A 22459-nucleotide genomic window follows, 5' to 3' on the forward strand; every position below is an offset into this window, starting at 1 on the left:
GGCACTTTTCGCTCGCATGAAACGATTCCTTTGTGCGAATGAAGGCGCATGCCAATGGTGAAGCCTTCCATCCTGCAATGGGCGCGCGAAAGCGCGGGGCTTTCGCTTGAGGAGGCGGCAGACAAAGTAGGCATTAATGCCGCACGTGGCGTTTCAGGCTCTGATCGACTGCTTGCTCTGGAAACCGAGGCAGGCGAGATTTCGCGGCCGGTTCTGCTGAAGATGGCGAAAATCTATCGTCGCCCGCTTGTCTCATTCTACCTGAATGAGCCTCCGGCTCGCGGGGACCGGGGCGAGGACTTCCGCACCCTGCCTGACCGTCACACCGGCGGCGAGCCACTTGTGGATGCATTGGTTCGCGACATCCGGTCCCGGCAAGCCGTCGTGCGCGCCGTGCAGGTGGAAGAGGAAGAGGCCGAGCCGCTCCCGTTCATCGGCTCTATGTCCCGCAATGATGGCGTTGGGCCGGTACTCGCATCAATCCGTCAGGTGCTTGGCCTCGACCTTGCGGCCTTTCGCGCCCAAGGGTCGGCAGATGCTGGCTTTGCCTTGCTGCGCAGCCGTGTCGAAGCCGCTGGCATCTACGTGCTGCTGATCGGCAATCTCGGAAGCCACCACTCAGCGATCGATGTTGATGCGTTCAGGGGCTTCGCCCTCGCCGATCCGATTGCACCGTTTGTGGTGATCAACGACCAGGACGCCAAGACGGCTTGGTCGTTTACCTTGCTGCATGAGGTTGCACACCTCTGGATTGGGGCAACCGGCGTAAGCGGAGGGCATTTCGAAGGCGCAATCGAGCAGTTCTGTAACGATGTCGCGAGCTCATTCCTGCTCCCGGAGCGGGAGCTCGATCAGCTTCCTATCACCCGCACGACTGACGTGGTGGAGGCCGCACGTTTAGTGACGGAGTTTGCCGAAGAGCGGTTGGTGAGCCGCTCCTTGGTAGCCTACCGTCTGTTCCGCGCGGACAAGATCACCGAGCGCACATGGCGCGTGTTAACCGATACGTTTAGGACCCAATGGCTGCAAAGCCGCGCGGCCCAGCGAGAACGAGCGCGGGGCATGGACGGCGGCCCCAACTACTACATTGTCCGGCGACACCGCCTCGGCGCGGCTTTGCTTAATTTCGTGGCCCGAAACATGAGCGAAGGGGTGCTCACCCCCACGCGCGCGAGCAAGCTGCTGGGAGTCAAGCCGCGCAGCGTTCACACCCTACTGAGCGGTGCCGCGCTTGCTATCGAGCAGGGTGCCTGACGCATGGTGTACCTGCTTGATGCCAACGTACTCATCACGGCGCAAAATCTCTACTATCCTGTCGATGCCGTGCCGGAGTTCTGGGAATGGCTAGTCCACATGGGCAACGCGGGCGAGATCAAGATGCCGATCGAGACACTCGAAGAGGTGAAGGATGGCAGCAACGACGCCGAGCGTGACCTGCTGTTCGCTTGGATTCAGGACGACGCACACAAGGCCGCGATCCTGTTTGACGAAGACGTTCAACCTGCATTGGTCCAGCGCGTCACCAATCAGTATGCACCCGATCTAACGGACGACGAGCTGGAGGCAATCGGTCGCGATCCATTTCTGATCGCCCATGCCTTGGCTGACCCCGCCAACCGCTGCGTGGTGACGACGGAAGCATCAAAGCGCAGGCAACAGCGGCAGAACCGCCGTATCCCGGACGTCTGTGCCGATGTTGGGGTTCAATGCTGCGACACGTTCACGATGCTTCGAGCGTTGCATTTCAGCACTCGCTGGCGGGGATGATTGACGCGAACTCGGAACTGACAACTTCCTATAATCCCCGCTAATGATGAACAATTGGCGGCTTCCAATGAATGCTCCGGCACCTTCGAACGGCCGCTTTATTAGCGCTGGCGGACCACAATGCCGTAACCTGGACAGGATAGCTTGTCTTCCCAACACAGGCTAATTCGCAAAGAATGCACAGAGACCTAACCGCATTCGACGCTGCCGCAATCCTGATCGTTCTCGCCTCGGGGCTTGGCTACATCAATCATCGCTGGCTGCGCCTGCCGGCCAGTGTCGGCATGACGCTGATGGGGGCGATTGCGTCTTTGATCGTCATCGCGATCGATCGGATCACACCGTCGAGCACGCTTGGGAGCCAGCTTGCGGCCTTCCTAGGAAGCATCGACTTCCACCGCGTGCTGATGGAGGGGATGCTTTCGTTCCTGCTCTTCGCGGGTGCCTTGCACGTTGACTGGGCGCACATGCGCAAAGGACGCTTGCCGATCCTGGTGTTCAGTACGGTTGGCGTGATCCTCTCGACGATCATTGTCGGATTTGGGTTTCATTGGATTTCCGCCGCCTTCGGATCGCAGGTGCCGTTGAGCTGGTGCCTGGTGTTCGGCGCGCTGATCAGTCCAACCGACCCGGTAGCAGTGATGGCGGTGATGAAACGTGCGGCGATGCCCGAGACCCTGCAGGCAACCGTAGCAGGGGAAAGCCTGTTCAATGACGGGGTCGGGGTTGTCGTTTTCACCATCCTGCTCCGGATCGCCCTGGGCCAGGAACCCTTCACCCTGTCAGGCGCCGCAGCTGATTTTCTGCGTGAAGCCGGTGGCGGCGCTGCTCTTGGCTTTCTGATCGGGTGGCTGGCCTTTCGCCTGATGCGCACCATCGACGATTACAGCATCGAAGTGATGATCAGCCTTGCCGTGGTCATGGGCGGCTACAGTCTGGCAATGGCCACGCATGTCAGCGGCCCGGTTGCCATGGCCGTTGCCGGCCTGCTCACCGGCAACGCCGGAGTTGCCCAGGCAATGAGCGACACGACACGCGATTACCTGCTCAAGTTCTGGGGGCTGATCGACGAAATCCTCAACGCCGTGCTGTTTCTCCTGATCGGTCTGGAAGTCATCGTTGTGGCGTCGAGTTTGCCGCTGCTCGGGGCAGGCGCCGCGGCGATCCTCCTCACACTCACGGCACGGGCTCTGTCTGTGGGCCTGCCGCTCAAGGTGATGAAGCGGTGGATGGATATGGGCCCGCTGGCCTTTCCGACACTGGTCTGGGGCGGCCTGCGCGGCGGAATCTCGATTGCCTTGGCGCTCTCGCTCCCCGAAAGTCCCGTGCGATCGGCGATTCTGGCCGCAACCTACCTGGTCGTGATCTTTGCCGTGATCGTGCAGGGAGCGAGCATTTCGGGGCTGATCGCGCATCTCAAAAGCAAGGCGGACGGTGCCCGGTGAAAGCAATTGACGAACAAGACGACGTCCGCACAGTTGCCTATCCCAGTGGGTGGCGGGCCCGCTTGCTGCGCTGGCGCGTCCGCCTGGCGCGATTTGTCCTGTTGCCAGAGCTTTCTCCGCAGGAAGCCTACGAATTGCGCCACAAGGTGATCGACCAGAGCGTGGCCAGCCAAGGCTATGTCCTGATGTGCGCGCTCTCCGCCGGTATAGCGACGCTGGGGTTGCTGCAGGGATCGGCTGCGGTGGTGATTGGCGCCATGCTGATCTCTCCCCTGATGGCACCGATCGCCGCCCTCGGATTCGGCTTTGCCTCGATCGACGGCCATCGCATCCGCGATGCCGCCCGCGTGGTGCTGATCGGCGCGGCAATCGGCATCCTGGTCGGAATTTTGCTCACCTGGATCAGCCCGATCCGCAATGCCACGCCGGAAATCATCGCCCGGACCGAGCCAACCCTGCTCGATCTTGCAGTGGCACTGCTGTCTGGCATTGCAGGCGGCTACGCGACCGTGATCGGCAAAGGCGAGACCACCATCGGCGTGGCGATAGCTACAGCCCTGATGCCACCGCTGGCGACAATCGGCTACGGAATAGGGGTAATGCAGCCAATGTTCGCGCTCGGCGCGCTGCTGCTCTTTCTCACCAACCTGTCGGCAATCGCCTTTGCCTTTGCATTGATCGCCCGCTTGAGCGGCGCGGCACGGCCAATCCGCAACGTCGAATGGACGCCGCGCTATATTGCGGCGGGCCTTGCGGCGTTCCTTGTCCTGGCCACGCCGCTTGCGCTGACCCTGCTGCAGGTCACCCGCGAAGCGCGGCTGCGCAGCGCAGCCCGGACAATCATCGCCGATGTTACGCACGCCAACGGACTGGGTGTGGCGCAGCTCGACGCGAGCTGGTCGATGTTCGGTCAGCCGCAAGTCAGTGCGGTGGTGGTTGCGCCGGCATATTCCAATAATGCCGATGCCGAGATCGCCAGTCGGCTTGCAAAAATTACCGGCGGGACGCCATTCGTGAATGTCCAGCAGGTGCTCGCCGCGGATGCCCCCAGCCAGACTCGCGCGCTGGTCGATGCTGCGATGGAGCGCACGGTTGCCGGGATTGCGGCGGACGTGCCGCCGATCGCGCGCCTGCGCTCGAACATCGGCCTGCCGACGCGTGGCATCTGGCTCAACCGGACAGAGCGCAGCGTGACAATCGAACCTGTGGCAGCACCCGGATGGACCCTGGCGCACTACCGCGCCGCCGAAGGCAACGCCGGCGAGGGCGCCGATGGCTGGAATGTTCGCTTGTTCCCACCGGTGCAAGGCGAATTGCTGGTGGGCAACGAACCAGCGAATTCGGATGCGATCGCACCCGATCTTGCCGTCTGGGCGCTGCAGCGCTGGGGAATGGCCAGGATCACGATTGTTCCGGGGCCAGAAGGCGTACCGTCCGAACTGACGGACGCCCTCAAGGCGGCACGGATCGACTTCGATTTGGGACCGGTCGATGTCACGCTCGGCAAGCTTTGCCGGATCGTGGTGTTGGCTTCGCCACCGCCCCTTGATGGGCAAAACCCTGGCCAATGACGCTGGCGCTATCTCCGGCCGTGATGAGCGGGGCGATATTGCTCTTCACTCTGGTGCTGTTTGCCAGCGAGCGGGTCAGGCACGACCTTGTCGCGGTCCTGGCCCTGCTGGCCAGTGTCGCGGCCGGACTGGTCCAGCCCAAGGACGCACTCAGCGGGTTTGCCGATCCCGCAGTGATCGCTGTTGCGGCGGTGCTTGTCGTGGGCCGCGCCCTCGAACTGACCGGAGTTGCCGGGGCGACCACCGCGCGGCTGATGCCTCACAGGGCAACTTTCCCGCTGCGCATGGGCGTACTACTCGTCGCCGGCGCGTTTCTCTCTGCCTTCATGAACAACATTGCGGCACTGGTCATCACGATGCCGATCGCGACCGAGATCGCCCGCAGCAGCAGAAAGCCGCCGGGTGCGATCCTGATGCCGCTGGCCTTTGCCACGATCCTTGGCGGGATGACCACCCTGATCGGCACGCCCGCGAACCTGATCATATCGTCGGTGCGCGAGCGCGAACTGGGTTCGGGCTTCGGCTTCTTCGCCATGACCCCGGTTGCGTCAGTGGTGACCGTTCTTGGCATTACCTATGTCGCGGTGCTGGGCTGGCGGTTGCTACCGGAGCGTTCCAAGGTCGAGCAAACGCGTCGCCGGATCTGGATGACGTTCGAACTCACTGTTCGCGAACGGCCCGGGATAGAGCGCAAGGAACTTGGCGAGATATTGCGAAAGACCGGATCGCGCCTGATTGGCCAGTACCGGGATGGACGAAGGATCGATTGGCCCACTGCCGGCCTGGAACCGGGCGATCGGCTCCTGCTGCTCAGTCGTACCGATCCGTGGTTGGTCGATGTAACCCTGCCCTGGGCGTCGAGCGAACACGTCCACGCCACCGATACTCCTGTGGCGCGAGTCAGCGTCGCTCATGGCTCCCCGCTGATCGGCCGCGGCTATGGGGCGATCCCATACCTCAGCGAGCGTCGCTTGCACGTTGTCGCCGCGGGACCGCGCGCCGCGATGGAGCGCACGCCGCCCGGGCTCATGGAAATCCGTGCTGGCGATCAGCTGTTCATCGAAGGCAACGGCGAAGAGATTGCCCGGTTCGCCGGACAGATGCGCCTGCTCGAGATCGACCGCTTCGACCGCCAGAATGTCCGCAACGGCAAGGCCTATGGCGTTGCCGGCATTTTCATTGCGGCGATCCTGGCAATTGTGCTGGGCGGTGCATCGCCAGCTATCAGTTTCCTTGCCGCCGCAGCGACGATCGCCGGGCTGAGGCTGGTGCCAGCAAAGGAAGTCTATGCTTCGATCGACTGGAGCATCGTGGTGCTTCTGGCCGCCATGATCCCGGTTGGAGGAAGCTTCGAGAGCAGTGGTGCAGCGGCAATCGCTGCGGACTGGCTAGGTGAGGTCCTGGCAGGACAAAGCCTGCAAATCGCGATCGGCACCATGTGCCTGGTGACGATGATCCTGTCGATCTTTCTCAACAATGTGGCGACGGCATTGGTCATGGCACCGCTCGGCATTCGCCTTGCCGAACTCCTTCATGTCTCGCCCGATACCATGTTGCTGGCGGTGCTGATCGGCGCTTCGTCTGACTTTCTCACCCCCATCGGACACCAGAATAACCTGCTCGTGATGGGGCCGGGCGGGTACCGGTTCGGCGACTACATCAGGATGGGCGCGGCGATGTCGACACTGGTCGTCGTCGTTACGGCGCTGTTCCTGGCTCGTCAGTTTGGCTGACAGCTTGTCGTTTGGGCATGAATTGCCGCGCCAGAGCGTGGTAGAGCTTTTGCGGGCAAACCTTCCCGCTGACCCAGTCGGCGATCAGGGCGGTGCCTAATAGCGGCAGGATCATGGAGCGATCGGCGGTCATTTCCGAAACGATGATCACGGCGGTCAGCGGCGCGCGGACCACGCCCGTGAAATAGCCGATAAGTCCAAGCAACACGATCGCACCGGCCGGGCTTTCGGGAAAGAGCTGGGCGAGCAATTGCCCGAGGCCGGCCCCGACCGACAGCGAAGGCGCAAAAATGCCGCCGGGCGCGCCGCTGACCGCGGTGGCAAGGGTGGAGACGAATTTGACCGGCCCGAACATCAACGACTTATGTTCACCAGCCAACAGGCTGCGCGTGGTTTCATATCCCGTTCCCCAGGATAGTCCGCCGGATGCAACACCAAGGACCGCCACGACCAGCCCGCAGCCAAACGCCCAGGCAATCGGCCGCGATCTGATCGCTCCGATCAGGCCGCTGCGCGACCAGGCCATTGCGATCAGAGCCCTTGCGAAAGCACCGCCCAGAACCCCGCCCAAAATCCCGGCGAGTGGCGCAGCGATCAACATGGTTCGGATCGGAAGCTGCTGCGCCACTGCGCCGAAATAAACGTAATCCCCCGCAACGCCGAGGCTGATCAGGCCCGAAACCATCACGGTCATCATCACCAATGCGGCAACCCGCTGCTCAAACGCTGACGCCAATTCCTCGATCGCAAAGGCGACACCGGCGAGCGGTGTGTTGAAAGCTGCGGCAACACCGGCTGCCCCGCCGGCAATAACCACTCCAGTGCTGATCGGCACGCGCAGCCAGCGGTGAACGGCCGCCATCAGCGACGCGCTGACCTGCACAGTCGGCCCTTCGCGGCCGACCGAGCCACCCACTAGAAGCAAGGCGATCGTGAACAGGAATTTGGCAACGGCAACCGGCAAAGCCAGCAGTCTGGCAGAGTTGCTGGCGGTCGGCGCGCGCCCGGCAGCCATGACTTGCGGAATCCCCGAACCCTTCGCCTCCGGCCACCATTTGCGCGTCAGGACGACGACCAGTGCAAAAGTGATCGGGGTTACGATGAGCGGCACCCAAGGGTTCCAGGCGACCAGTCTTGCGAAGGCGCGCTGCGCCAGATCGCCCGCGATCGCGAAGGCAATCGCCGCAAGGCTGAGCAGCACCGCACCGAGCAGCGCCGCAATCCGGCCACGCGCCCGCGAGCCGATCACCGGGTGGAGCGCGCGCTGGAGTGACTTCGGCAGCATGCGGCCCCCTAGCGCGTCCGTGGCATAGAAGGCAAAGGCGCATTTCGGTCGAAGAGCTGCTATGAGGAGACAATTCAACCGGGGGGCATGGAGAGCGATCATGCTGAAACCCCTCGGCAAAAATCTGTGGTTCGCGAATGGCGGGATCGTTTCGTTTTTCGGAGCGGCCTATCCCACCCGTATGGTTGTGGTCCGCCTTGCTAGTGGCAGACTGTGGATTTGGTCGCCCATCGCGCCAACAGAGGCGTTGCTGGGTGCGGTTCGGAGCATGGGCGAGGTGTCGCACCTGGTCAGCCCGAACAAGCTTCACTACCTGTTCCTGAAGGACTGGCAGGCGAAGTTCCCGGCAGCGAAAACCTGGGGCACGGCGTCGACCATCGCCAAGTGTTCCGACATCGCCTTTTCAGGCGAGTTGGGCAGCGAGCCACCGCCAGAATGGGCGGGTCAGATCGACCAGTATCATTTCACCAATTCCCGGTTTCTGGACGAGATGATGTTCTTCCACCGCGCATCTGCAACGGCCATAGTCGCGGACTTGTCGCAGCCCTTCAGCAAGGAGTTCCTTGCCGGACACTGGCCATGGTGGCTGCGCAAAGTTGCAACGCTGTCGCACATGCAGGAAGGCTGGGGCTTCCCACCGCTGGACCTGAGGCTGAGCTTTCGCAAGCGCGCGAGCGCCCAGCGCAAGGTCCAGTCGTTGATAAATTCCCACCCCGAACATGTTGTTGTGGCACACGGCGAAATTGTTCGGAGCGACGGCGAAGCCTACCTGCGGAGGGCATTCACCTGGCTCGATCGCACGTGGTGACGATGATGGTTCCAGCTATCTGATTGTCGGGCAATGCATGAGATCGAGCCCATCTTCCTCTTGGCCATTCAGGCCACAGGAGAAATATGATGGGATATTCTGACCTTGACCCTGCCGTACACGAAAGGCGACCTTGGAACGCTGGGCAAAACGTCGGGCCAAAGCGACCATTAAAGCCCCGCGACATCTGGGCGATCCGGTTTTATCTCGACGAGCACAAGCGATTGCGGGACCGCGCGCTGTTCGATCTTGCCATCGACAGCAAACTTCGCGGCTGCGACCTGGTTAAACTCAGGATTGGCGACCTCGTGAGTGGCGGATCATTTCGCGATCGTGCGACCGTTATCCAGCAAAAGACGGGTAGGCCCGTGCAGTTCGAAATCATGTCCGAGGCTCGGAAGAGTCTTGAAGCGTGGTTGCGGCGTCGCGGCGGCACGATTGCCGACTTCGTGTTTCCGAGCCGGATCGACTACCTCGGCCACCTCAGCACGCGGCAGTATGCGCGGCTAGTCGACGAGTGGGTTTCCACTGTGGGTCTCGACAAGCGGGAATATGGGACGCACTCGATGCGCAGGACAAAGGCGTCCATGATCTACAAAGCCACTGGCAACTTACGCGCTGTGCAAATTCTACTTGGCCACACCAACATCGAGAACACCGTCAGATATCTGGGGGTGGATATCGACGATGCCCTGACATTGTCAGAGCGAACGGAAATTTGAGCACGCGCCAGCCTCGGGCCATGCCCGGGCTGGCATGAGCCGCATGAATGAATGACGGCTTTTAAGGATCAGATCCGAAGCGCAGAATGGCAGCAATGTTCGCGAATTCGAACATCGCGCAGTTTTGCGGGCGTTGCCAAAATATCGGATCAGTGCATGCCAACGGTACGTAGTCGGTTTTAGGCGGCAAATTCAACGCTTGTCGAGCGGCCTACCAGTGCAAAGGCAGCCGAACCGTCGATAGGCCGACTGAAGTAATATCCCTGCACACTCGTGCAGCCTTGGCCGCGCAATTCTTCAAGCTGCTCGCAATCTTCTACGCCCTCAGCCGTCGTCTCCATCTTAAGCGAAAATGCAAGGACAACGATTGCCCGAACGATAGCCATTGCACTGGTGTCGCTTGTGATGGCGTCAACGAATGACTTGTCGATCTTGATCTTGTCGAACGGGAAGCTGCGCAGGTAGCTAAGAGACGAGTAGCCAGTTCCGAAGTCATCCAATGCGATCCGAATTCCGAGGCTACGCAGCTGCCGCAAGACTGCCAGAACTGTATCATTGCCTTCGAGGAACACCGATTCCGTGATTTCGATTTCCAGCCGCTGCGGGTCAAGACCGCTGCGCGAAAGCGCCAGCATGACAGTGGAAGTGAACCCGGGATGGCAGAATTGCAGGGTAGATACATTGACGGCAATTCGCACATGGTCGGGCCACTTGGCTGCCTCGCGGCACGCTTGACCGAGAACCCATTCGCCAATGCTCAGGATCAGTCCAGATTGCTCTGCAACAGGAATAAATAGATCTGGTCCGACTAGTCCCCGAGTTGGATGCGTCCAGCGCAGCAGCGCTTCGAACCCTGAAATTCGATCATTCTTGAGGTCGTAGATCGGCTGATAGTTCAGCGCGAACTCGCCCGAACTGAGCGCCATCCGTAGGTCGAGTTCGAGTTGGCGTCGCTCGCGCGCGGCCTGATCCAGTGCAACTTCGAAGAAGTGGAAGGCGCCGCGCCCATCTTGCTTGGCGCGGTACAATGCCAGATCTGCGTTTTTGAGCAAATCATCGGCATCGTCGCCATCTGCGGGACCGATCGCTATCCCAAGGCTGGCGCCGATTGGGATGATCTGACCACCCGCTTCGACTGGATCGGTGAGGGCATCGACAATTGCCTGGGCAAGTGCGCGCGGACGATCGCTGTCTTTCTCGCAAGTCAAAACAATCGCAAATTCGTCCCCGCCTTGCCGTGAAACCAGTCCATCGGGTGTCAGACTGACCAGAAGTTCGCCAACACGGCTCAGCAGTGCATCCCCTACCGGGTGACCGAGCGTGTCGTTGACGACCTTGAACCCGTCGAGATCAAGGCACAATATCGCGACATCCTCGCCGGAGTGGGCGATGCGCATCAACCTATCTTCGAGTGACTGATGGAAAAAGGCCCGGTTTGGCAGGCCCGTTAGTGGGTCGTGAAATGCCATATGGGTGATACGGTGCTCGCGCTCGACGATTCCTGCCGACATGCGGTTGAAACTCACTGCGAGTTGGCCGATTTCGTCTGCGCCGATAACCTCGACTTCGCTGCGGCTGCCTTCCTCAAGCATTTGAGCCGAGCGTTGCAGGGCCGCGATCGGCCGCGTCAATGCACCTGCCAGTCGCAAGCTGCCGAAAACAACAAGGACCAAGACAATCAGCCCAGCCAGCGCGATCCCCGCTTGCATCGGCCGATAGGGCGAAAGAGCCATGGCTATCGGGTAGCGAAGCAGGAGCGCCGCTGAAGCGTTGCCATCGGGACCGGCTAATGACCGGGCGCGCGCATAAGCAGGACCATCGGCGAGAGTGAGCGTGGCGGCTCCACGCGGGGAACTGCCGTTGGGAAACAGACTTTCGAGTGACACTGAACGCGGGATCGATCCGGTGGGATCGTACCAGTGTCCCTTTGCATCACGTTGAAGAATTGTCGCCACCAGCGGTATGGCCGAGAGCTTCTCGAGCCGCCTCAATTCAGCGGCGTCAAGTTTCACAGCAAAGACGACCCAACCGATTTCTGTCGGGGCAAGAATTGGGGAATCGATTAGCCGGTATGTCTCCGGGCCAATCGTCACGACCGCATCGCGGTGCCCTTCGCTCAGTTCAAACGGGAAGCTCGAAATTCGCTGTGCAAGTGGTCCCTCCATGCCAACCACGCTGCCATCCAGACCAACCAGGGCGGCATACGGCAAATCTGCACGCGAGCGCAGACTGTCGAGGGCTGACTGGATCGTCGCCTTGTCGCCACTTGCGACCGCAGAGCGAAAGCCGAAGTCACGGGCGAGCACTTCAGCTGAGCTGACCAAGGTTCGTTCGCGCAATTCCCAAAGTCGATCATAGACCGTGCCGCTCGCCAGCAGCTCGGATTCAACCGAGCTGCGAGCCTGATTCTCAATCATTACCTGGGCCGTAATCGATACAGCGATGAACCCGATCGCAAAAAGGGCAACGTACAGTGCAGCCAACTTGGTGCGGAGGCTTGCGAACTGGATGCGCGGCAGCTTCATCGGGCGGTACTGACTGCAATGACAAGACCGCCAGTCGGGATCGCCAACGAACGCGTGCGGCTATTTCCTGGAGCGCGCACCGACGGATGCCATACAGCCAGTAGGGCCTTACCGGATGGCGCTACGTTAAGGCTTACACGCCCAGCCCCATCAGTAACTCCGATGTAAGGCGTGCTGGTCGCAAATATAAAAGCACTCATTGAATCGTGGATATTGCAGCCAATTGCCACGACCCCGGGCTTGTCGAACTGCACCGATTTGGTCTCGTCGCGACCGTAAAGCTTCAGTTCGAATTTCTTCGGGGTCGAGAACGAATAGACATGGTGACGGACCTGATCGAAATTGGGGAACTTAACCACCGCGCCCACTGGAACTATCAGGAGGTGGGGCGCAAAGGCGATGTTCTGTTGCGCCATTACGTATGGCCCGCGAACGGCCGCAGGAGGAATTCCTGGTTCGGTGACAGTAACAACCGCGCCTTGAACCGGGCGACCATCGGCGCCGGTCACGGTGACTGTCACCCCCGCAGCCGAGGCAGCAGCAGTCCAAGACAACAAGACGGCAAAAATGCAGAAAATACGCAATATCATTCGCCAGCACTAGGCAACCCCTCCCTTCAAAACGGTATAGAGGAGGTTAGTCTGTCGTTTACCATGCGGGGCTAGATGTTGCGGGGAATGAGAATGCATCGATCCCCAAACCTGCCAGTCCGATCAACTGTCGCGAGCGTGGCTGCAATTGCGCTGGGAGCGATGGGATTAGCCACGTCCGCCTCTGCCGGCCCAGAGCGCATCGGCGGCAAGCTGCCACTCACTGGCGGAATTTCTACGGTCGAAGGCTCAGCCGGAGGAGGACTCGCGACTTGGGCACTCATTGCTGGTGATGAAACCGAAGACGGCAACGGCGGAGCGGCGCAGCTTACCCAAGTTGAGCTGCCCGATTTTGGCCTCACCGTGGTCAGCGGTTCGATCGGCATTCGCAACCGTGTCGAGCTGTCAGTCGCACACCAGATCTTCAACACCCGCAAAGCAGGAGCAGCACTGGGACTGGGCCGTTCCTACACTCTTGGGCAGGACGTGTTCGGGGTCAAAGTTCGCGTCATCGGCGATGCTGTTTGGGACCAAGACAAGCTTCTCCCGCAGATCTCGGTTGGCTTGCAGCATAAGCGGGCCAATCGGGGGGCACTTATTCGGGCGCTTGGGGGCAAATCGTCAAACGGCACCGACTTCTACGTATCTGCCACCAAGATCGTCCTACCGCTAAGCATGCTTGTGAATGGAACGGCGCGTTGGACCAATGCCAATCAATTTGGCTTGCTCGGGTTTGGCGGCGACATTCGTTCAGGGCGAAGCTTGCAATTCGAAGGATCGGCGGCCTTGCTTGCAACACCCAAGATGGCGCTTGGCATCGAATTCCGAACCAAGCCCGACAACCTCGGTTTCGCGAGGGAAGATGCAAGCCTGGATCTGTTCGCGGTAGCCGCCATCGGCCACCATCTGACTGCTACAGCAGCCTTTGTCGATCTGGGTGATATTGCCACTTTTCGTCGCCAGCGCGGGCTCTTTGTAGCGCTGCAAGGGAGCTTCTGATGATCTGGATGTCTTGGGCGGCCATGTTGATTTCCCTGGCGCCGGTGACGACGGCTGAGCAACCAGTCGATCCATACCCGCAAAATGACGCGAATGCAGGCGCCCAACCCTTCGACGGCCAGGCAATGTGGCGGGCCTTCCACGAGGCTGACGGCGTTTCAAGGATCGTCGATGAAGCGATCGACCTCAGTCAGTCGGATCCGCACATTTCGGACATTTTCAGGAACCGCGATCTCGTTCGTTTGCGCCGAACATTGAAAGAGCAATTCTGCTATATTCTCAATGGGGGCTGTCACTATTCCGGCCGGACTATGCAGGCCGCCCATAAGGACATGGGGATACAGACCGCCGACATGGGAGCACTGGTTGAACATCTGCAAGCCGCAATGCGGCATGAACACATTTCATACAGGGCCCAGAATCGTCTCCTGGCCAAGCTTGCGCCGATGAAACGGACTGTCGTGAAGCAATAGCATGATCTTTATGCCGTCCGCTCTCCCCTCCGAAGTGGGCCACTATGCCGCTAATCGAAGATCGTGATTTCAATCATTTATAGGTCAGTTGCAACTTCCGTACGAGCCGGCGGTTCAAGCGCGCGAATTTAAGGGCGGGCCCGGATGCTATATCAGCGAAAACTGTCCGTGCATTTTTCACTATTGGATGGATCAAGCCGGGCGACAAATTCAAGCAACGGATTGGACTTTCGGGTTTGCGAGGTTGGGGCATCCGACCCGAACTGATTGTCCAATGCTTAGGGGTGGCGCACGTGATCTGGCTCAGCCCATGGCGAGGTCCTCAATACGCTCGATATCAAAGCCATGCAAATTTCGGGGCGCCGGCTGGCTCCTTGATCGGGACAAAGTTTGACGTCCGGAGGGTGCCGCCGAATTTTTTCGGCAGCGCTGAAGTAAAATTTCCAGGGCCATCGTTGTCACTGCGAGCGTCCGATATTTCTCGGTGCGCCCGCAAGTAAACGAGGGACTTCACCATGAGAGCTTTTCTTCTGACCACTGCTGCCGTGCTAGCCGCCGCTGCCAACCCCGCAAACGCCCAGATCCTGGGTGGCGGCGGCATCATTGGCGGTGCGCCGATCCCCAATATTCCGGTCATCCCGACTATTCCGTCGCTGCCGGCCACAATCCCGAGCGCGCCGATTAGTGCGGTGACGAACGGTGCGATCAATGCTGCCGCCAACGCTTCGGTGACCAAGTCGATAAATCTGCAGACTGGCAACGCCAGTGCCACTGGTGCTGCAAGCGGTACCGCCGCGGCGTCGCTGGTCCAGACGCTCGACAGCCCACTCGCGTCCAGCGCGGCCAATGCGGCTGCTTCGGGCAACTTTGCTAGTGCGGCTTCGCTCGATGCGCAGCTATTCGGGACCGATGCGGTGCGCGGCACGCTGAGCCAGGCCCGCGATACAGCAGGCAATCTGGTTACGGCATTCAAGGATCGGGCCGGCAACTTGGTCATCGCGACCCGTGATAAGGCGGGCGACTTGATCGTCACCACCCGTGACAAGGCCGGCAATCTGCTTGCGACCGTTAGCTCGGTCAGCGGCGAAGTTACCGCCAGCGTCGCCGGTTCGGCCAATGGCAGCTTCTCCGGCCTCAGCCAAAACCTTGCGCTGGACGGCTCGGCGGCGGGTGATGCCGCGGGAAGCTTCGACGTCAAGCCGGGGACCCAGCTGTTCGGCCTGAACGGCGAGAAGGTCGGCAAGGTCAAGGAAGTCTTCGCCGACGCGGCGGGCCATGTGAAGGGTCTGCTGGTCAAGAGCGGCGACACCACTGCTCTCTTCCCGGAGAGTGACTTTGCCGCCAAGGGCGAAGCGCTGGTGACCGTGCTAAGCCAGGCGCAAATCTTGGGTGCCGGCGAAGCCCAGTCCAATGGCAGCGCCAACGGTTCGGCAAATAGCATCTTCTCGGGTCTGTCGCACAACCTCGCGCTCGACGGCAGCGCGGCAGCCAACAACGCCGGCAGCTTTGATGTCAAACCAGGCACGCAGCTGTTCGACATGTCCGGCGAGAAGATCGGCAAGATCAAGGAAGTGGTCGCAGATGCTAGTGGCCGGATCAAAGCATTGGTCGTGAACGTCAAGGATACTACCGCGACCCTACCAGCGGCCGATTTTGCCGCAAATGGCGATGTGCTGGTGACAGTAATGTCGGCTGCCCAGATATCCGCGACTGGTGAAAAGATGACCGCCAGCCCAGCAGCCGCGCAGTCACAGCCGAGCAGCAATGCCAACTGACACCCGCCCTCGAAACTAGGGCCAGCTTCTCACATTCGAACTCGCCGGCCCTGATACGCCCGGACTTCCACATAGTCCGGGCGCCCTCTTCCAGAACAGATTGCTGTCCCGAACAAGTTCTGGCCGCGCTGCACTTACGCAATGCCGGGACCTCTACAACCTGCCGATCAGGGTCGGCTCTTTAAACATGAGGAACCTACAATGAAAATTCTCAAAATTGCCGCATTCGGCTTGGTGACACTCAGCGGCAACGCGCTAGCCGAGAGCGGAAGCGATCAGACGGCACAGTCCATCGCCGCGAACAATGCCGCTGCCGCCCCGCAGGACATCAACAGCTTCGAGCTCTCCAGCGGCTTCGACTACTCGGTCGGAAAGTATGGCGCGGCGCTGGATACCAGCGTCAAGTCGGTTCCGCTCGAAGGCAAGGCGCAGATCGGCCGGCTCAGGCTCCAAGCGGCATTGCCCTATGTCTGGATCAAAGGCCCCGGGCAGATTGTCGGTGGTGTCGTTGTTGGGTCGAGCAACCCAGGGGAAGTCGCCGAGCGGCAAGGGGTTGGCGATCTCAGCCTTGCTACTTCTTACCGGGCCTTCGATGAGCACGGCGCGCTGCCGATGATCGAACTTGGCGGCAGCGTCAAATTACCCACGGCGAAGGCGACGATCGGCACCGGGCAAACTGACTACGGCGTCAACGTCGCACTGTACAAATCAGTTGGTTCGAAGGTCACATTGTTTGGCTCGGTCGGCTATTCGTGGTTGGGCAGTCCTGCGTCTTACAAGCTCAACAACGGGGTTACGGCCTATGGGGGCGTCAACGTCCGCCCTGGCCCCGCGTTCAATCTTGGCGCGAGTGTCTCATATCGTGAGCCGGTCGCCACTGGCCTGCAAGGCCAGACCGCGATTTCGCCATATTTGACCTACCGGTTCAATCAGCATTTCGGAATGACCGCCTATACTCAGGTAGGCATCAACGATGCCAGTCCGCGCGTCGGAGCAGGACTTCGCTTGAGCGTCTTTCGATAGATTTGCGATTGATGCAGGCGACTGCCGTCAGCACCCAGCTAGGTGCTGACGGCAACTCATCGCACACAAGCCTTTTCAGTAGCCGAGTGCGAGGTCCGCGGTTAGGCTTGAAAATGGGTTGCTGTCAGCGCGCAGAGAATGACACCGCCGTCGGAACGCTTGTATTAGACGGCGGCCACGCCGAGCAATTGGTGCCGTCCAGCGGAAGCAAAGGCGCAGCTCTTCGCCATTCAGTTAGCAGCAGCGCTCAAGCAGCGGATTTTGCATTATGGTCCCGGATCATTTCCCAAAGTATGCCAAGTTGGTGCTCTGAATCTAGGCGCGGCTCGGTCTTGGGGCGATTGTTCGAGGTAAATTGAACAGCTTCAAGCGCGCCAATTTCGACAAGCGTCTTGCTTGTGTAAACTTCCTTTCTCCTCGACACGATATTCTCCTAATCTAGCCTATCCAATAAATTTTAGTCCACTGTCGCGCGATTCTGGATCCTTGATACACAGAATTTCGGCAATTATTCAACTATTATTACCTGCTGATAAATCGGCATTGATTTTCAATATAGTAGAAAAAGTTCTTTTTAGGATAACTTGCATTACTAAGACAAACCTAATCAATTTTAAGATTCACTCGCCGGGCAAATTCTTTTCAACACTTTAGTTGGAAACGAATCAGCGTAAGCCACGAGCTCGGACTGATTTGGGTTGAGGTCTTTGTTCGCTTGGTCAGTCTGCTGGCGAATTACCCACTCGGCTAGTTCTTCGAAGCCAAGCGGACGCAGGAAATTCATTCCGACAGTGCCTTCTTGGACCCAGCGGACCGCAGCCTTACGCGATTCGAGCCCGTCCAGTTTGACCAGCACTTCGTCTCCTGGTCGCACAAACGATGCGAGGACTTTCAGTCCGCGCTGGGAGATATCGAGCAGGCTAATCGAAAGGGTTCGATCGCCGATCAAGAACGCTCCGTTGCAATGAACTTGGACTCTCGGCGCCCGATTAATCTTGCCCTCAATTTTTCGCTTTGCAAGAGAGTCGAGCACTGCCGCGACGTTGATCGGCACGTCAAATTGAACTCCGACCCGGCCATCGCTCGACCATATGATCTTGCTCTTAACAATTAAGTCCTGATTGAATTGGATAGTCACAGGAAGCCCTTCGGCAAACTGCGTGTAAACGACGCCCATCAGACCGTTCGGAGAAATGTTGCGGACCAAGCAGAAGCCAGCAAACTCCTCGGTTTCGATTAGGACAGGCCTGAACACCGTTGCTGCGCGGCCGTCAGCACGGCGTTCGCTGATCCGCTCAGCCGAATGCGACAATTCCCCAATTGCGTCTTTCATCGCCAACCAACTCCAATCTCGCGCCGCGATAGACCACAAGCTGTAGGCACAGGGTAAAGCGCACCTAATGAAATGTCCCTAGTCGACCAGCTTGGACGAACGCCATTACGGTGCGCCATCATCGACAGTCTGCGGAGCGTCGGTCCGCGTGAAATTCGGCCTGAGGGAGCAGACAGAGTGGCCTGTCAGCATCGATGAAGCGGGGCCAGCGCCGCCAGCCGAACCTTCCAGTTCAGCAGATCGTAGACGAGATGTTCAGCGGAAGAGATTTTCACTTACTGAATGTGGTGGCGAGAAAGCGGCGGACGAATGGATGAGCAACTCGTACCAATGCGACTTCAAGCGCGGAAAAAGTCAGTGATCGCTCAAATCATCCTCCGATTGTCCAGTCCAATTGGGAACCTCGGGTCTAAGCCTAAGGTGTAGGCTAATTCGTTATTAACCTTGTTGGGCCATTGGCTTGGGCTTCTAAGGAGGGCGTAGTGGCTAGAGTTCTAATCGCCGATGATGACGTTATTCTCTCTGAATTGCTTCGCTTCAGGTTTGAAGGCGGGGGCTACGATGTCGTGTTGGCGGCTGATGGCTTGGCGGCTCTAGACATGGCCGCTGCCGGAGGGGTTGATCTGATCGTTCTTGATTCGATGATGCCGATAATTTCTGGTCCAGAAGTCCTGGCTCGCCTCAAAGCCGATCCGCGCACAGCCTTAATTCCTGTGGTCATGCTGACGGCGCGGAACGGAGAAAGCGACGTCGTGGCCGCGCTGAGGGGCGGTGCAAGCGAATACATGACCAAACCGTTCATCCCCCAAGAACTGCTTGTCCGGATCGAAAAGCTGCTCCCGGGCGCGCTATGAATTTCGCGGCAAAGGTGCACCTTGCTTTGCTCGTGATGCTGGCTTCGCCGGGCCAGGCGGCAGCTCAGGATCCAGCGCCGACGAGGGCGTCGGTCCAAGATGCGTATGTTTCGGGCGACTTTCCGCGGGCCAGGACGTTGCTCGAAGATTTGCTCGCTAAAGCTCCGAGGGATCCTGATCTTCTTCGCCGGCTTGCCTTGATCGAGGCTGCGACCGGTAATCCAGACACGGCGAGGCGGACGATCGATGACGCAGCCGGACTTGCGCCGCACGACAATGATATCCGGATGGCCCGGGCGAACATTCTTCTCTGGCAGGGCGATCTGGCGGCCGCCAGGATGGAGAGCGAAAAAGTCAGGGCAGAGGATGGCGGCTTTGCCGGTCTGAACGAATTCGATGCGCATCTTCGTCGGGCACTGGCAGCGCGTAAACTGCGGGTGCAATCGCTCAGCTTCGGCCAGACCGTCTCGCAAGCCAACTTCGCGTCCGGCGCGAGTCAGACCTGGACGACCCAGCGCGGATCAATTGCGCTGGCTTGGGCTCCAGATTCGGTTGCCTCACTCGATATCGAACGCGAAGCGCGCCGCGCAACGGACACCCGTGTTGTAGCGCGGTTTGCGTTCCCGATCGGTTCCCAGCATGTCTATGTCGCCGGCGCAGTGACGCCAGCTGCGGACTTCAAGGAGCGGTGGAGCCTCGCGGCCGGTGCCGAGCTGCGCACCGGCCCGTCTACAGATCTGCTCGTCGACGGACGCTACGCGGAATATATCAGTGCGAATGTCGGTGTGTTCAACCTCGGGCTCAAACACAGATTCGGAAACCATTTGTCGGTTACGGCCCGAACAATCAGCCTTTTTGGCAGCGGCCAGCCTTACAGGTTAGGCGGATCGCTCAGAAGTGACTACGCCCTTTCGGACCGCTCCAGCCTGTTTGCCGAGTTGGCCAGCTATCCCGATACCGAGGACGACGGGACGAGACAATTGCACTCGTTTGCCGCCGGAACAAGGCTCGAGCTCGATCGCACGCTTATAATGCGCTTGTCGGCAAGCTACGACAAGCGAAGTGGCAGTTATCGCCGCGCCGGGATCGACGTTGATCTTAGTTGGCGGTTCGGTCGATGAGCAACGAGGCCCTGCTGATCGTTTGGATTTCCGTCGTTGCCGCCGCAGCCCTCGGTTCATTCTTTCTGCTACTGCTCTTTCGTCGCTGGCGGATCGAGCACCGCGAAGCGTCCAACCAGAACAAGCTGGCAGAAATCACCCGCAATTACCTTCAGCGCGTGGGCGGCTTTAGCGTGGATGGCCCAGACCAGCGCTGGCCAGCGGGGCTAAAGCTTGCCGCAATCAGCCACCTCCACTTGTTGCTTCGCGGCGGCGAGCGAGAGCGTCTAATGCAGATGGCCGAGCTCGACGGCTTGCTTAACGAGACGCTGCAGACCTCGAAAAGCCGCAGAGCTCATCGCCGGATCGATGCAATCCGATTGTTGCAGCAATTTGGAAGCGAAGCCTGCGTTGCGCGGCTCAGAGAACTGATGGCCCGTGACCGCAACCCCACGGTACGCGTCGAGGCGGCGTTCGCACTCGCTTCGATTGACGCCCTGCCTCCGCCCCGCGAACTGATCAGGATCCTCGGCCTTTTCGACCGCAATCCGCGCCGCCTCGATAGTGCCCTGCTGCGCGCGACAGCAAAGCATTATTGCGATCACCTGCAACGACTCCTGAACGACCCCATGCCGCACTGGCGGCGAGCCTTGATTGTGGATGCACTGGGCTGGTCCGAAGATCCCTCCGTACTGGAAACTCTGGCACGGGCGGGCGCAATGGAGAGCGCAGAACTACGCAGCGCGGCATTGCGCGCGGCAGCCCGGCTCGGCCATCCTTCGGTCGCCGAATGGGTGATCCCGCTGCTACACGATCCTGTCGCCTTCGTCCGGGTCCAGGCGGCAAATTGCTGCGCGGTGTTAGGGCTTGCCTCGGCAAGACCGGATCTGGTGGAAATAGCTCGCGACGAGGATTTGTGGGTGCGGCTGCGCGCCGCCCATGCGCTGAACGTCCTCGGTGGCGACATGTCCGGAACCATAATCAAAGGAAATGTCGCGTGAATTGGTCCATCATCGAGTTCGCGTCGGCACGCATTGTACTCGATCTTGCGTGGTTTTGCCTCATCGTCGTGCTGGCACGCAATGCGGTGAGCGTCTTCCAGCTGATCGCCGCGGGCTGGGTCTTCGCGACGCGTGTGAAGCCGGGCAGAAGCGCGACGGAATTGTGGCAACGGTACAGCGACCTCGCCTTGCCAGTCAGCGTAATTGCCCCAGCATTCAACGAGGAGCTTTCGATCGTCCAGAGCGTGAAAGCCTTACTTGCGCTCGAATATCCGCACCATGAAGTCATCGTGGTCAATGACGGATCGAAAGATGGAACCATGGCGACCCTGATTGCCGCCTTCGATCTCGAGATCAGCGACCGAGAACAGATTGCAGTCCTGCAAAAGACTGCGATCAGACAGACCTATCATTCGCGTCGCATTCCCAATCTGTTCGTGATCGACAAGTGCAACGGCCGAAAGGCAGATGCGGTGAATGCTGGGATTGGATTTGCTCGTACTCCGCTGGTTTGCGTAATCGACGCCGACTCGATAATCGAGCCGGACGGATTGCTGCGGGCCGCCGAACCCTACATGCATGACGATGGAAGGCTGGTGGCTGTCGGCGGCACAATCCGCATTGCTAATGGTTGCGAGATCGAAGGCGGGGCAATGCGCAAAATCGGCGTGACCTCTCAATGGATCCCGCGGTTCCAGATCGTCGAATACTTGCGAGCCTTTTTGACCGCCCGGGTAGCAAATTCAAGCACCAATACCCTGCTGCTTATCTCCGGAGCGTTTGGTATGTTCCGGCGTTCGGTGCTGCTCGAGATCGGCGGTTACCGTCACGATACTGTTGGCGAGGATCTTGAGATCATTGTCAGAATTCACCGCTATATGCGCGAACAGGGCCGCAGCTATGCTGTGCAGTTCGTACCCGATATCGTCTGCTGGACCGAGGCACCCGCTAGCCTCGCCGGCCTGAAGAACCAGCGCGCACGCTGGCAGCAAGGGGCGCTCGAAACGCTGAGCTTTCATCGCGGCATGATCTTTAACCCACGCTACGGCCGGATCGGCATGATCGGCATGCCGCAGCTGATCCTGGAAGACGTGATTGGCCCCCCCGCAGAACTCATCGGCTATCTGGTCGTCCCGGCAGCGATCCTGCTCGGCTTGCTCGATCCTGTAATCGCACTTGCCTACCTGTCCCTTACGGTTACCTTCGGTACGGCATTGAGCTTCGGCACCCTCGCACTCGAGGAAGTTCAGCTCCGACGGGCGCCCTCCGCCCGGGACCTTGCTAGGATCGGTTCCGCAGCATTCTTTGAGAACTTCGGTTTTCGCCAGATCAACTTGCTGTATCGCTGCCACGGGATCCGCAGGTTCCTCAAGAACGACACCGCGTGGGCCGCGGTGCCCCGAGTCGGGTTTTCTTCAGCAGGCTGAGCACTGCCAAATACCTGGTGAGGCGTGG

The 22459-nt window shown here is 59.7% G+C and carries 19 protein-coding genes; 15 read left to right on the forward strand and 4 right to left on the reverse strand.

What is annotated here, in order from left to right; genetic code table 11:
- Nucleotides 1-54 precede the first annotated feature (54 nt).
- The 5 genes from ACFFF7_RS05825 to ACFFF7_RS05845 all read left to right on the forward strand — a co-directional run bounded on the left by ACFFF7_RS05825 (nucleotide 55) and on the right by ACFFF7_RS05845 (nucleotide 6516).
- On the forward strand, nucleotides 55-1254 hold the full coding sequence (locus ACFFF7_RS05825) for an ImmA/IrrE family metallo-endopeptidase (protein WP_379480415.1): 1200 nt from the start codon (nucleotides 55-57) through the stop codon (nucleotides 1252-1254).
- A gap of 3 nt (nucleotides 1255-1257) precedes the next feature.
- Entirely contained in the window at nucleotides 1258-1767 is a 510-nt protein-coding gene (locus ACFFF7_RS05830) for a DUF4411 family protein (protein ID WP_379480416.1), read from the forward strand.
- 176 nt (nucleotides 1768-1943) lie between these two features.
- Entirely contained in the window at nucleotides 1944-3212 is a 1269-nt protein-coding gene (locus ACFFF7_RS05835; RefSeq protein WP_379480417.1) for a cation:proton antiporter, read from the forward strand.
- Between the two features lie 62 nt (nucleotides 3213-3274).
- Nucleotides 3275-4783 carry a DUF389 domain-containing protein gene (locus ACFFF7_RS05840; RefSeq protein ID WP_379480418.1) on the forward strand — a complete coding sequence of 503 codons (1509 nt, stop codon included), beginning with the start codon at nucleotides 3275-3277 and terminating at the stop codon, nucleotides 4781-4783.
- Nucleotides 4780-6516 carry an SLC13 family permease gene (locus ACFFF7_RS05845; protein ID WP_379480419.1) on the forward strand — a complete coding sequence of 579 codons (1737 nt, stop codon included), beginning with the start codon at nucleotides 4780-4782 and terminating at the stop codon, nucleotides 6514-6516. The genes ACFFF7_RS05840 and ACFFF7_RS05845 overlap by 4 nt, the downstream gene beginning before the upstream one ends.
- Here the strand turns inward: ACFFF7_RS05845 and ACFFF7_RS05850 are convergent.
- Nucleotides 6482-7801 carry a chloride channel protein gene (locus tag ACFFF7_RS05850; protein ID WP_379480420.1) on the reverse strand — a complete coding sequence of 440 codons (1320 nt, stop codon included), beginning with the start codon at nucleotides 7799-7801 and terminating at the stop codon, nucleotides 6482-6484. The genes ACFFF7_RS05845 and ACFFF7_RS05850 overlap by 35 nt on opposite strands.
- Nucleotides 7802-7901: 100 nt before the next feature.
- Between ACFFF7_RS05850 and ACFFF7_RS05855 the strand changes: the two genes are divergently transcribed.
- Both ACFFF7_RS05855 and ACFFF7_RS05860 read left to right on the forward strand, forming a co-directional pair.
- Entirely contained in the window at nucleotides 7902-8609 is a 708-nt protein-coding gene (locus ACFFF7_RS05855; RefSeq protein ID WP_379480421.1) for a DUF4336 domain-containing protein, read from the forward strand.
- 89 nt (nucleotides 8610-8698) lie between these two features.
- On the forward strand, nucleotides 8699-9331 hold the full coding sequence (locus ACFFF7_RS05860) for a tyrosine-type recombinase/integrase (protein WP_379480422.1): 633 nt from the start codon (nucleotides 8699-8701) through the stop codon (nucleotides 9329-9331).
- A gap of 179 nt (nucleotides 9332-9510) precedes the next feature.
- On the opposite strand, the gene ACFFF7_RS05865 is transcribed toward ACFFF7_RS05860, so the two are convergent.
- Entirely contained in the window at nucleotides 9511-11856 is a 2346-nt protein-coding gene (locus ACFFF7_RS05865; protein WP_379480423.1) for a putative bifunctional diguanylate cyclase/phosphodiesterase, read from the reverse strand.
- On the reverse strand, nucleotides 11853-12446 hold the full coding sequence (locus ACFFF7_RS05870; protein ID WP_379480424.1) for a cupredoxin domain-containing protein: 594 nt from the start codon (nucleotides 12444-12446) through the stop codon (nucleotides 11853-11855). Before ACFFF7_RS05870 ends, ACFFF7_RS05865 begins: the two co-directional genes overlap by 4 nt.
- 138 nt (nucleotides 12447-12584) lie before the next feature.
- On the opposite strand from ACFFF7_RS05870, the gene ACFFF7_RS05875 reads away from it, so the two are divergent.
- The 4 genes from ACFFF7_RS05875 (at nucleotide 12585) to ACFFF7_RS05890 (ending at nucleotide 16716) form a co-directional block, all read left to right on the forward strand.
- Entirely contained in the window at nucleotides 12585-13445 is an 861-nt protein-coding gene (locus ACFFF7_RS05875) for a DUF3034 family protein (protein WP_379480425.1), read from the forward strand.
- The gene (locus ACFFF7_RS05880; RefSeq protein ID WP_379480426.1) at nucleotides 13445-13918 is read left to right on the forward strand and encodes a group I truncated hemoglobin; all 474 of its coding nucleotides are present in this window, start codon (nucleotides 13445-13447) and stop codon (nucleotides 13916-13918) included. Before ACFFF7_RS05875 ends, ACFFF7_RS05880 begins: the two co-directional genes overlap by 1 nt.
- Nucleotides 13919-14433: 515 nt before the next feature.
- Nucleotides 14434-15693 (forward strand): PRC-barrel domain-containing protein, encoded by a 1260-nt coding sequence (locus tag ACFFF7_RS05885; protein WP_379480427.1) that lies wholly within the window; start codon nucleotides 14434-14436, stop codon nucleotides 15691-15693.
- Between the two features lie 201 nt (nucleotides 15694-15894).
- Nucleotides 15895-16716: a transporter gene (locus ACFFF7_RS05890; RefSeq protein ID WP_379480428.1), complete on the forward strand. Its 822-nt coding sequence runs from the start codon at nucleotides 15895-15897 to the stop codon at nucleotides 16714-16716.
- A 613-nt stretch (nucleotides 16717-17329) separates the two neighbouring features.
- Here the strand turns inward: ACFFF7_RS05890 and ACFFF7_RS05895 are convergent.
- Nucleotides 17330-18049 (reverse strand): PilZ domain-containing protein, encoded by a 720-nt coding sequence (locus tag ACFFF7_RS05895; protein WP_379480429.1) that lies wholly within the window; start codon nucleotides 18047-18049, stop codon nucleotides 17330-17332.
- 482 nt (nucleotides 18050-18531) lie between these two features.
- Between ACFFF7_RS05895 and ACFFF7_RS05900 the strand changes: the two genes are divergently transcribed.
- The 4 genes from ACFFF7_RS05900 to ACFFF7_RS05915 are packed head-to-tail and all read left to right on the forward strand — an operon-like array spanning nucleotide 18532 to nucleotide 22431.
- Complete coding sequence (locus ACFFF7_RS05900; protein ID WP_379480430.1) at nucleotides 18532-18903, forward strand: response regulator transcription factor; 372 nt, start codon at nucleotides 18532-18534, stop codon at nucleotides 18901-18903.
- Nucleotides 18900-20024 carry a YaiO family outer membrane beta-barrel protein gene (locus tag ACFFF7_RS05905; RefSeq protein WP_379480431.1) on the forward strand — a complete coding sequence of 375 codons (1125 nt, stop codon included), beginning with the start codon at nucleotides 18900-18902 and terminating at the stop codon, nucleotides 20022-20024. Before ACFFF7_RS05900 ends, ACFFF7_RS05905 begins: the two co-directional genes overlap by 4 nt.
- Entirely contained in the window at nucleotides 20021-21004 is a 984-nt protein-coding gene (locus ACFFF7_RS05910) for a HEAT repeat domain-containing protein (protein WP_379480432.1), read from the forward strand. Before ACFFF7_RS05905 ends, ACFFF7_RS05910 begins: the two co-directional genes overlap by 4 nt.
- Nucleotides 21001-22431: a glycosyltransferase gene (locus ACFFF7_RS05915; protein WP_379480433.1), complete on the forward strand. Its 1431-nt coding sequence runs from the start codon at nucleotides 21001-21003 to the stop codon at nucleotides 22429-22431. Before ACFFF7_RS05910 ends, ACFFF7_RS05915 begins: the two co-directional genes overlap by 4 nt.
- The last annotated feature ends 28 nt before the right edge of the window (nucleotides 22432-22459 follow it).

The organism is Novosphingobium aquiterrae, from assembly GCF_042434435.1.
Taxonomy (GTDB): Bacteria; Pseudomonadota; Alphaproteobacteria; order Sphingomonadales; family Sphingomonadaceae; genus Novosphingobium; species Novosphingobium aquiterrae.